We start from the raw sequence: 10,567 nt of genomic DNA on the forward strand, positions 1-10,567 counted from the left end.
CAACAACATTTTAGCAGTTTTGTGTTATAAGTGCATTTTTTATAAAGAAAATGCTGGCGCAGATGATTTTATAAATCATCCACCCCAACATTTAGTATAGAGCCCTTTTGTTTTGTAAACAGTTGATTTAATTCTCTTCGATTTCAGGAACTTCAACCCAAGAACGAGTGCGGGCGGAGGTCAAAATAGCATCAGAAATCAGTTCTATTGCATATCCGTCTCGGAAATTGGGCGATGTTTCGCTGTTTTCTGTAATTGCTTTAAAAAAGTCGTAGGTTTCTACAATTTTTGTCTCGGTATAGCCGATTCCTAAAGCGGGAATTGGCCAGAGTCCGTCGCCATAAGGATGGTTAGGACCGGTGTATACGGTGCGGAATCCACGACGATCGGATTTGTCATCAGCAAAGCATACTTGAAGCTCGTCGCGGCGCTCATAGTTGAAATATACAGAACCTTTCGTGCCGTGGATTTCGAAGGTGATATAGTTGTTTCGTCCCCAAGCGTTTCGGGTAGCTTCGATGCTACCAAAAGCTCCGTTTTTGCACTCAATCATAAAAATACACTGGTCGTCAACATCCACGGGTTTGCGAGGAGTAGTATTGTCTGCTTTCACATTTCCCAAACTATCTATTCCGGCGTTTTGAATGGGCCGATCTTTGATATATGTGGCTGTGCGAGCGTTAACTCTAGCAAAATCACCAACAAGGAAGCGTAACATGTCAACAACGTGAGTACCGATATCTCCGAGCGCGCCGCTGCCACAGATATCCTTTTGGAAGCGCCATGACAGTGGCGAAGAAGGATCGGCAGACCAATCTTGGAGATAGGTGCCACGAAAGTCAAGAATGTCGCCAAGAGCACCTTCGTCAATGTATTTCTTCGCTAGTTGAACGGCGGGCGTGCGACGATAATTAAAAGCGACCATGGTCGTTACTTTGTTGTCGCGAGCAGCAATGTACATATCCTTTGCTTCGCTTGGAGTAAGTGATAGCGGTTTTTCGCAAAGGATGTGTTTTCCAGCTTTTGCAGCAGCAATAGCGATTTCGGCATGTGTATTATTGGGGGTGCAGATATCAACAACGTCGATACTTGGATCGTTTACGATATCTTGCCAATTGGTGGTGTAAGTCTCAAAGGCAAATTTTTCCTTTGCCTCTTTTGCAAGGGTTTCATTAACATCAGCGATAATCTTTTTAACAGGTATTGCGGGAGCGGGCCAAAAAAACATAGGCATTCCCGCGTAAGCTATGGAGTGCGCTTTAGCCATAAAGCCGGCACCAACCATTCCAATATTCATCTTTTCCATAATATATCCTCCTAGATTACAAATTGTCTCATATAGTTGTATGAAAGGTTTAAAGAGTCTAAAACCTTTTGGTGAGTAGTTTCAAAAGCTTTGTCTTCGATTTCGATACAGGTGTAGCTGTCATAACCGATATCGGTTAACGCAGAGACATACTTTCCCCAATCCACATCCCCGAGTCCAGGTAGCTTCGGCGACATAAATTCTAAAGGATATGCCAAGGAACCGACATCGTTTAACCGATCTTGATAAACCTTGATATCTTTGTAGTGGACGTGAAAAATCTTATCTTTAAATTCGTAAAGAGGCTTGATGTAATCGATATTTTGCCATACAAAGTGCGATGGATCGTAATTGAGACCGAAGTTTGGGCTAGGAACGAGTTCAAACGCTTTGCGCCATATTGCTGGTGTAGACATAAGGTTTTGTCCGCCGGGCCATTGATCAGGACCAAATAGCATCGGGCAATTTTCAATAGCGATTCTAACGTTTTGATTCTCTGCTAGCTTGATTAGAGGTGTCCATATTTCTTTAAAAATCTCCAGGTTTCTTTCGATGGTCAAATTTTGGACGCGGCCAATAAAGGTGGTTATCGTGTCGACACCTAGTTTCGGGGCAGCCATAATCATGGCCTCGAGGTGCTTGACGGCCTTGGCGCGCTCGGTCATATCATCGGTTATAGTGTTTGGATAGTAGGCAAGTGCAGAAATTTCCACTTCTTTTTTCTGACAGTAAGCTTTTATATCGGCAATGTACTCCGGAGTAAGTTCAGAAATATCTATATGAGTAACTCCAGCGTAGCGCCTAGTTGCTTTTTCCTTTGGCCAACAAGCGACCTCTACACATTCGTATCCGATTGAGGACGCGGTATCGATTACTTCTTTGAATGAACAAGTATCTAAAATAGAACTGATAAAACCTAATTTCATTATAAACTCCTTTCGATAAAATAACTTTATTTATTTGCGCAAATTTTTATCTGATTTAATTATGAGGCAAAAAATGCGAAAAGTCAACAAGGATTGTTTGTGCAAAGTGCTACAAAAACGTTAGAATTATCCTTATCTATTAAAAAGCATTGACAAATAAAGAAAAGCAAGGTATGATTTATGAAAATAAAAATTTGCGCAAATTAAAGAAAAAAAGAAAGGAAAATTATAAAGATATGAGATTGGGATATATGACGAATGCGTTTGGCCCTCTAGTAGGAGATGGCGCTGGTGTAACTAGTGTAAAGGATATCCGCTATTTAACAATGGGGGATGATGAACAGATTCTAAAGCAGATTACGGAAGTTGGATTTAAAAGTATCGAGGTTTTAGAAGGGAATTTAACTAAATATAGTGGAGATCTCGCAGTTTTAAAAGATATGTTAATGAAGTATGATGCAGAATTGATGAGTGTGTGTGTAGGAGCTAATTTCATCTATAAAGATGCCCTCGAGGATGAAATGTATCATATGGAAGCTGTGGCGAAAGCAGCAAAAGAAGTCGGAGCTACCTATATCGCTTTATGTGGTGGGGCTATTCGTGGCAAAGGGATCCAAGATGGCGATTACAAATTGCTAGGTGCGGGACTTGATGAGGCGAGAAAGGTGTTTGACGCTTATGATCTTGAGGCGAGTTATCACCCGCATTTAGGATCGATGGCGGAAAGCCCAGATCAAATCGATAAATTATTTGATGTTACTAATATTGCAATTTGCCCAGATCTTGCTCATCTTGCAGCTGGCGGTGGGAATCCTTTAGAAATAGTGAAGAAATATTATGATCGCATTTCTTTCATGCATTTGAAGGATCTTGATGACAATGGCTTTGCACCCTTGGGAACGGGACGTATCGATATTGTAAGTATCTTGGATTATTTAAAAGAGAAGGGTTATAAAGGCGATTATCTGGTGGAGATAGATGGCTACGCAGGTGATCCGCTAGAAGCGTGTCGGGTTTCTTATGATTTCTTAAAAGGAAAATTATTTTAATTCAAAGTGAAAGTGAGGAGAAAAGTATGAAAAAGCGAGTGGTAGCAGGTTTGATGTGTGTGGTTTTAATGATGTCGTTATTAATTGGCTGTGGTCAAAATTCGGACTCATCTGATGATGCAGGGAAAGAAAGTCCGCAGACAGAGACGGCATCGTCGAGTAAGGCAGGTACAGGGGAGATTCTATCTACTAGTCCTAATGGAGAAGTGGCCTCACCGGCATCGGAGTTAGAGTTAACAGAAGAAGAGAAGGCTCAGGTAAGAGAAGGGAACTACACAGCAGCGGTTGCGCTTCATTATGGTGGTAATGACTGGTCAACATCTCAGGTGAAAGGGTTAACGGATACTTTTGCTGAACTAGGGATAAAGATTGTGGCCACAACGGATGCAAACTTTTCAGCAGAGCAGCAGGTGTCTGATATCGAAACGATTATGGCGAAGAAACCGGACATTTTAGTTAGTTTACCGACGGATGCAACTGCGACTGCCGACGCATACAAGAAGGCGGCAGAGTCAGGTATCAAAATTGTGTTCATGGATAACATTGCAAAGGGAATGAAAGCTGGTTCAGATTATGTGAGCTGTGTTTCGGCGGACAATTACGGAAATGGATTAATTGCCGCAGATTTGATTGGTGAAAAGTTAGGTGGCAAAGGAAAAGTAGGTGTTATTTACTATGAAGCAGACTACTTTGTGACTAATCAACGCTTAGAAGCTTTTGAAGCGCAAATGGCAGAGCAGTATCCTGATATTGAAATTGTTTCTAAATTAGGTTTTACGGATGAAAATGGGTGTGCGGAAATTGCTGATGCTATGTTGACGCAGAACCCTAACATTGAAGCTATTTTTGCACACTGGGATATTCCGGCTGAAGGAGTGCTGTCAGCTTTAAGAGCAGCAGGGCGTGAAGATGTATATCTAAGCACTATAGATTTAGGAAACAATATTGCAAAAGAGATTGCTGAAGGTAATGTTTTGGGTGTTGGTGCACAACTTCCGTACGACCAAGGTGTTGCCGAGGCTACGCTAGCAGCATACGCCCTGTTAGGGAAAGAAACGCCTCCATACGTGGCAGTTGCGGCAAAACGGGTAGAGAAAAGCAATATTTTAGAAGGGTATACGGATGTTTTTCATGTAGAGGCACCGGACTGGCTTAAAGACGCAGCAAAATAGAAATGAGAAGCGGAGATAGATATGGCGAAATATGTATTAGAAATGCAAGGTATTAACAAGAGTTTCGGTGTACCGGTTTTAAAAGATGTGGACTTTAAACTAAAGAAGGGTGAAGTGCATGCGTTAATTGGCGGGAACGGTGCAGGAAAATCGACGCTTATGAAGATTATGACCGGAGTTTATACGAAAGATGCGGGAAGAATTCTGGTTGAGGGAAGCGAGAAGAATATCCATAATACTCACGATGCAAGGAAATATGGTATTGGCATGATTTTTCAAGAACTTTCCTTAGTACAAACTATGACGGTGGCGGAGAATATTTATCTAGGTGATGAAGTTGTAGTAAACGGCTTTCGTGATGCTAAGTTCATGAATAGGCGAGCTAAAGAAGTGCTGGAAGAGCTGGGGATCGAAGTGGATCCCCAAACGAAAGTCGACTCATTAAGCGTGGGATTGAGTCAAATGGTTGAGATTTCCAAGGCAGTTGCCAAGGATGCGAAGATTTTAGTTTTTGATGAACCGACAGCTTCTTTATCGGAGGCGGAAACGCGTCAACTTTTTAAGATGATTGAAGAACTAAAAGAAAAGGGTGTTTCGATAGTATATATCTCTCACAGAATGAGTGAAATCATGGAGATTGCTGACTCACTTACCGTGCTTCGAGATGGCGCAGTGGTGCATACTGGTGCGATAGCGGATATCGATTTAGACGGTATTATCACGCATATGATTGGTGGCGCGGCTAATAAAAAATTCGACTGGGTTGAAAGAAAGTATGACGAGAAAGGCGAAGATATTTTGACCGTTGAGCATTTACGTGTGAATGAGAAGATATCAGATATTTCCTTTTCCTTGAAAAAGGGGGAGATATTGGGATTTGCAGGTTTGATGGGAAGCGGTCGTACAGAGATTTTAGAAACACTATTTGGACTTACGAAAAAACAAGCAGGTTCTATCAAACTTAAAGGCAAAGAATTAAACCTTAAGAGTACCAAAGATGCAGTTCGGGAAGGATTGGCGTTGATTCCGGAGGATCGGAGAAAGAAAGGCTTGGTCTTGATACATTCTCTTAAAGCGAATGCAATCCTACCAATTGTAGGAAAGCTACGAACGAAAGGTATCTTTATTGATGAAAAAAGAGCGAATAAGCTGGCGGAGGATAACGTTCGCGAGTTAAATGTTCGAACCGATGGCATTCACAAGCGAATAAACCTGCTTTCGGGTGGTAATCAGCAGAAAATAGTCATTGCCAAGTGGTTAAACGTTCACCCGGAAGTGATGATGTTAGATGAGCCGACCGCAGGTGTAGACGTTGGTGCTAAAGCAGAAATAATCGATTTAATCCGTGGGTTTGCGGACACTGGAAAAGGCGTGCTGTTCGTGTCTTCGGAGTTAACTGAGCTCATGGCGGTATGTGATCGAATAATTGTGCTATATGATGGAAAGATTACGGGTGAGCTTAATAGACGAGATATGAATACGGAGGTGGAACTTCAACATGCAATTCAACAAAAGTAAGAAAAATATTGAATGGGATAAATATATGGTATACATCATCTTTGTTGCTGTGTTTATCTTGTTCGCAATTATACTAAGTGACGAAGGTTTTTTGAATCCTAATAACCTGATCAATATTCTAAGGCAGACAGCGATGATATCGATTATGGCAGTAGCGGGAACTTTCGTTATGGCAGCAGGACAAATAGATTTAACGGTGGGGTCAATTACAGCGATGACTGCTATGTTCGTATCCTTGGTTATCCAATCGACAAATAGTATTCTTTTGGCGATTCTGGTTGGTTTAGGATTTGGCTGTGGTGTAGGATTTATCAATGGAATTTTGGTGACTAAACTCAAACTCCCGGCGTTTCTGGCTACCCTGGGAATGATGCAAATCGTTCGTGGTGGGGCGATGTGGATTACCGATACGGCAGCGGTTCCGATTACTAATACAACATTTAATAAAGTATTTGGAATTGGCGATGTAATGGGGATACCGGTTTTGGTGCTATGGACGATTTTATTCTATATTGTCGGAGTTTTGCTCTTTAACAAGACAGCTTTTGGTCGACATACCCTTGCGACTGGCGGTAATGAAATGTCGGCAATCTATAGTGGTATCAAAACGGCACGAGTAAAAATTATTGCTTTTACCATGTCAGGAGCTTTTGCCGCCTTTGCAGGATTGATGTACGCAGGCAGGATGCAAGCAGGACGTTATTCTTATGGAGAAGGCGATGAAATGTCAGTAATTGCCTCGGTTGTTTTAGGTGGGACTTCCATGGCTGGTGGTACAGGGTCGGTTGTCGGCGCCTTGTTTGGTTCGATTTTAATGGGAATTCTAAATAACGCTCTTATTTTAGCAGGGCTAAGCTCGGCTCAACAGACAATGGTAAAGGGAGCAATTATCATTATCGCCGTAGCGATTAGTAATTTGACTCAAAGAAAAAAGAATAATTAGTTTATAAATTAGGAGGTAGAATAAAAATGAAGAAATTAAACATTGGATTAGTTGGCGCGGGATTTATGGGAAAAGCGCATGTGGTTGGTTACTCAAATATGCCTAAACTATTTTGGCCAGCTCCAGCAATGCCGGTTTTTAAAACAGTGTGTGACATCGTTCCAGAAATTGCCGAAGAGGCCAAAGAAAGATTTGGGTTTGAACGTTGTTGTACAGATTGGCACGATATTGTAAACGATCCAGAGATTGATGTGGTTAGTATTTGTACCCCGAACAATGCTCATGCAGAGGTGGCGATTGCTGCTCTTGAAGCAGGAAAGCACGTGATTTGCGAAAAGCCGATAGCATCTAAACTTGAAGATGCAAAAGCGATGGCTGAAGCTGCGAAGGTGGCTGCTGATAAAGGCATTGTAAGTATGAATGCATATCAATATCGCCGAGTGCCGGCTATTGACTTGGCGAAAAAGTTTATCGATGAAGGTTCGATTGGAAAGATTCTAAACATTAGATGTACATATTTACAGAGTTGGTCCGCAGATCCGGATTCACCGCTATCATGGAGATTTCAGAAGGACATTGCTGGCGCGGGTACACTAGGAGATATTACTTCTCACGTGGTTGATATTGCCCAATATCTTGCAGGTGATATCGATGAGGTTGTATCAATGATGCAAACGTATATTAAAGAAAGGCCAGTTCAAGAAGGTGGCGTTGATTTACTTGGCACAGTGAAGCTTGGAGCAGATGCTCCTCGCCAAGTGGTGGACGTAGATGATGAAAACTCCTTCTTGGTCAAATTCAAGAGTGGTGCTGTGGGAAGTATCGAGGCGACTAGAAATGCTTGGGGTCGCAACAACTTTATCACCATTGAGCTACACGGTACGGAGGGATCTTTAGCCTTTAATTATGAAAGATTAAATGAGTTACAGGTTTGTTTTGCAAAGGATCCGGATGATCGGCGCGGGTTCAAGACGATCTATACAGGTCCGGCTCACTTCCACGGTGAAGCGACTTGGAATATCCCGGGTATGAACATAGGTTACGGTGAGTTAAAAGCTATTGAAATGTATGAATTTGTTAAAGCGATTGCCGAGGGGTATCAACCATCGACGAGCTTTGAAGTGGGATACAGAATTGAAAGAGTATGTGAAGCAGTTGCGGAGTCGGCTGAAAATAAGAAGTGGGAAAAGGTTCGCGATTAACCAAGGAACAGTTTTGTGGGATGGAGTCTGCCGTTTGGCAGGCTCTGTTTGCCAAAAAAGAAGAAAACAAATTTGCGCAAGTGAAATTGACTTTGCCTTGTGTGAATTATATAATGAGTGATAAGTGATGATAAAAATCAGAAAAGCGAGGATCAATATATGGCAACGATTAATGATATTGCTAAAAAGGCTAATGTTTCGACCTCGACTGTATCCCATGTCGTAAATAAAACCAGATTCGTGAGTCCAGAGCTAGTTGAACGCGTTGAGCGAGCGATCGCGGAATTGGATCACCCACCCAATTTTGTAATTAAAAAAACTTCTAAAAAAGTGCCCTTAGAAGTGGGGAAATATATCTTGATTCTCCTTACTGATCAAGGAAGTAATTTTCAGCGCCAAGTAGAGAGACAGGTTGAATTACATTTGAAGAATACGGAGTATACACCGATTGCCATGAAATGCATTGACGATGTGGCGGCGATAGAAGGATTTATAAAACCGTTGTTGGAATCGGACTCGGTCTCAGGTGTTATCGTTTTTCCTGATGATAACAATATCTTACTGAGGCAAATCTTAGGTAAGCACAAGGTGCCGGTTGTTGTTCTTGGACATGAGGTAGAAGGGTATCTGGCGGATGTGATTTCGTCGGATACGGCGGGTGGAGCCTTTAAGGCGGTGAAACATCTTATAAATAAGGGGCATGAAAGAATTGCTTTTCTTGGTAGTGGCAAAGAGCGTTCGTCCATGCGGTTAGATGGATATAAAAAATGCCTTGAAGAATATGGTATATCATACCGAGAAAACTATGTGTTTTCTTCGCTGGAAAATGAACGACAGGTTTTTGATACGCTTGACCAGTTGCTGAGCGGAGCGGAGATGCCCACAGCGATTTTTGCAGCTAATTACGCGGTGGTTGTGCCTCTTCTGAAATATGTGGAAGCGCATAATATCTTATGCCCAGATGAGATATCAATTGTAAGTTTTAATAACTTTGAATGGGCACCCTTGCATTCACCGGCGATTACGACGATTGAACAAGATGTGGAAGAAACCGGAAGACTAGCTGTGGCGACCTTACTGCAAAGGGTGCAGAATCAAGAATATGCGAATTTGCCTGTAAACAAAAATATCTACCAGCATCACCAACTAGGTACGCAAATTGCGGTGCGTTCATCTACAGGTGGTATAGGTCGTGGTCCCTTTGGGGAAAGGGCGGCTCAAGCAGGAGAAATAATTTTGTCGGAGAGTGAAGTGGAAGCTCTGAGACAGAAGAAGCTCACGGCAGCGATTTGTTTTCATTATGCGGGAAAAGCATGGATGGAATTACACCAAAGAGGGATTAGAGACGTTTTTGATAACTTAGGAATCTCGCTGATTTCAGTTACGGATGCTCATTTTGATTCAGAGTTGCAGTGTCGGCAGCTAGACAGTCTTCAGATATTAAAACCCGATATTGTTATTGCTATTCCAACGGATAATCAAAAGACTAGCGCTGCGTTTAAGCGGGTCGTTGACAGTGATTCGAAACTAGTTTTGATTACTAATGTCCCCGACGGTTTGACGCCGGATGATTATGTTACTTGTGTTTCTGTAAATGAACGATCTCATGGCCAAAACATGGGGCATGGGTTAGGTGAATACATGAGTAAACATAACTTAAAAAATTATGGCATGGTTATTTATGATGCGAATTTCTATGCAACTAATCAGCGGGATAATGCGGCAAAGCAGGTAATGAGCGAAGAGTACCCCGAGCTACACCTGTGCCAAGATTTAAAATTTACAAATGAAGAAGAAGTTTATAAGAAAACCTGTGAATTTGTAAATCGATATCCAGAAGTGGAAGCGTTTTACGTGTCTTGGGATGGACCGGCGATGGAAGTGCTAGCGGCGTTGTCGGATATGGGACGTTCAGAAGTTGCCATTATTACCAGCGATTTGGATAGCGCGGATGCGCTGAATATGGCAAAAGGCGGTATGATAAAAATGTTGAGTGCTCAATGTCCTTATGAACAAGGACAAGCAATTGCCTGGGCAGCAGGAAACGCGATGTTGGGAAAAAAGACTCCTTCTTTTATTGGGGTTGAACCGGTTAGCGTTACGCCGGATAATTTGTTGAAATCATGGAAACGCATTTTTAAGGAGAATCCAAGCGCGGAGCTAGTTCAAGCTTTTAAAGAAAATCCAAATTATGTAACGACAGAAGAAGATTAATAATATATAAAAATGGAGCCTTTATCTAGAGGCTCCGTCTTTTTTTTACGGCTCTATGTCAAGTGTTGGGGTGGGATGCTAACGCATCCTGCTCTGGCTCAGGCATAGAGCCGTTTTTAATGTTTCATGGGCATATGCCTATTTTTAGATACACAAATAAAACCTACCACCAAATGTGATTAAATCTTAGTCACAATGTAATATTCGGTTGCGAAATCGTTCAAAGTTACGGAAGCC

At 42.0% G+C, this 10,567-nt stretch carries 8 protein-coding genes; 6 read left to right on the top strand and 2 right to left on the bottom strand.

The features are described from left to right. Positions 1-127: 127 nt before the first annotated feature. Positions 128-1,306 carry a levoglucosan dehydrogenase gene (locus tag NHH15_RS14950; protein WP_262067452.1) on the bottom strand — a complete coding sequence of 393 codons (1,179 nt, stop codon included), beginning with the start codon at positions 1,304-1,306 and terminating at the stop codon, positions 128-130. An 11-nt stretch (positions 1,307-1,317) separates the two neighbouring features. Beyond that, a complete protein-coding gene (locus tag NHH15_RS14955; RefSeq protein WP_262067453.1) occupies positions 1,318-2,232 on the bottom strand; it encodes a sugar phosphate isomerase/epimerase family protein in 915 nt (304 codons plus the stop codon). 173 nt (positions 2,233-2,405) lie between these two features. On the opposite strand from NHH15_RS14955, the gene NHH15_RS14960 reads away from it, so the two are divergent. From NHH15_RS14960 to NHH15_RS14985, 6 genes are all read left to right on the top strand, one after another. Then, positions 2,406-3,281, top strand: coding sequence for a sugar phosphate isomerase/epimerase family protein (locus NHH15_RS14960; protein ID WP_262067454.1), 876 nt, complete (start codon positions 2,406-2,408; stop codon positions 3,279-3,281). Between the two features lie 26 nt (positions 3,282-3,307). After that, positions 3,308-4,453, top strand: a complete 1,146-nt coding sequence (locus NHH15_RS14965; RefSeq protein ID WP_262067455.1) for a substrate-binding domain-containing protein — start codon at positions 3,308-3,310, stop codon at positions 4,451-4,453. A gap of 21 nt (positions 4,454-4,474) precedes the next feature. After that, positions 4,475-5,971 carry a sugar ABC transporter ATP-binding protein gene (locus NHH15_RS14970; RefSeq protein ID WP_262067456.1) on the top strand — a complete coding sequence of 499 codons (1,497 nt, stop codon included), beginning with the start codon at positions 4,475-4,477 and terminating at the stop codon, positions 5,969-5,971. After that, a complete protein-coding gene (locus NHH15_RS14975) occupies positions 5,952-6,914 on the top strand; it encodes an ABC transporter permease (RefSeq protein WP_262067457.1) in 963 nt (320 codons plus the stop codon). The genes NHH15_RS14970 and NHH15_RS14975 overlap by 20 nt, the downstream gene beginning before the upstream one ends. A 26-nt stretch (positions 6,915-6,940) precedes the next feature. Further along, positions 6,941-8,116, top strand: coding sequence for a Gfo/Idh/MocA family protein (locus NHH15_RS14980; protein WP_262067458.1), 1,176 nt, complete (start codon positions 6,941-6,943; stop codon positions 8,114-8,116). A gap of 159 nt (positions 8,117-8,275) precedes the next feature. Further along, a complete protein-coding gene (locus NHH15_RS14985; RefSeq protein ID WP_262067459.1) occupies positions 8,276-10,330 on the top strand; it encodes a LacI family DNA-binding transcriptional regulator in 2,055 nt (684 codons plus the stop codon). Positions 10,331-10,567: the final 237 nt, after the last annotated feature.

Source organism: Aequitasia blattaphilus, from assembly GCF_024721305.1.
In the GTDB taxonomy this organism is placed as follows: domain Bacteria; phylum Bacillota; class Clostridia; order Lachnospirales; family Lachnospiraceae; genus Aequitasia; species Aequitasia blattaphila.

Coding starts and splice junctions, on each gene's coding strand:
- NHH15_RS14960 (WP_262067454.1), top strand. CDS start 2,406: ATGATTTATGAAAATAAAAATTTGCGCAAATTAAAGAAAAAAAGAAAG.
- NHH15_RS14970 (WP_262067456.1), top strand. CDS start 4,475: ATGGCGAAATATGTATTAGAAATGCAAGGTATTAACAAGAGTTTCGGT.
- NHH15_RS14980 (WP_262067458.1), top strand. CDS start 6,941: ATGAAGAAATTAAACATTGGATTAGTTGGCGCGGGATTTATGGGAAAA.
- NHH15_RS14975 (WP_262067457.1), top strand. CDS start 5,952: ATGCAATTCAACAAAAGTAAGAAAAATATTGAATGGGATAAATATATG.
- NHH15_RS14955 (WP_262067453.1), bottom strand. CDS start 2,232: ATGAAATTAGGTTTTATCAGTTCTATTTTAGATACTTGTTCATTCAAA.
- NHH15_RS14950 (WP_262067452.1), bottom strand. CDS start 1,306: ATGGAAAAGATGAATATTGGAATGGTTGGTGCCGGCTTTATGGCTAAA.
- NHH15_RS14965 (WP_262067455.1), top strand. CDS start 3,308: ATGAAAAAGCGAGTGGTAGCAGGTTTGATGTGTGTGGTTTTAATGATG.
- NHH15_RS14985 (WP_262067459.1), top strand. CDS start 8,276: ATGGCAACGATTAATGATATTGCTAAAAAGGCTAATGTTTCGACCTCG.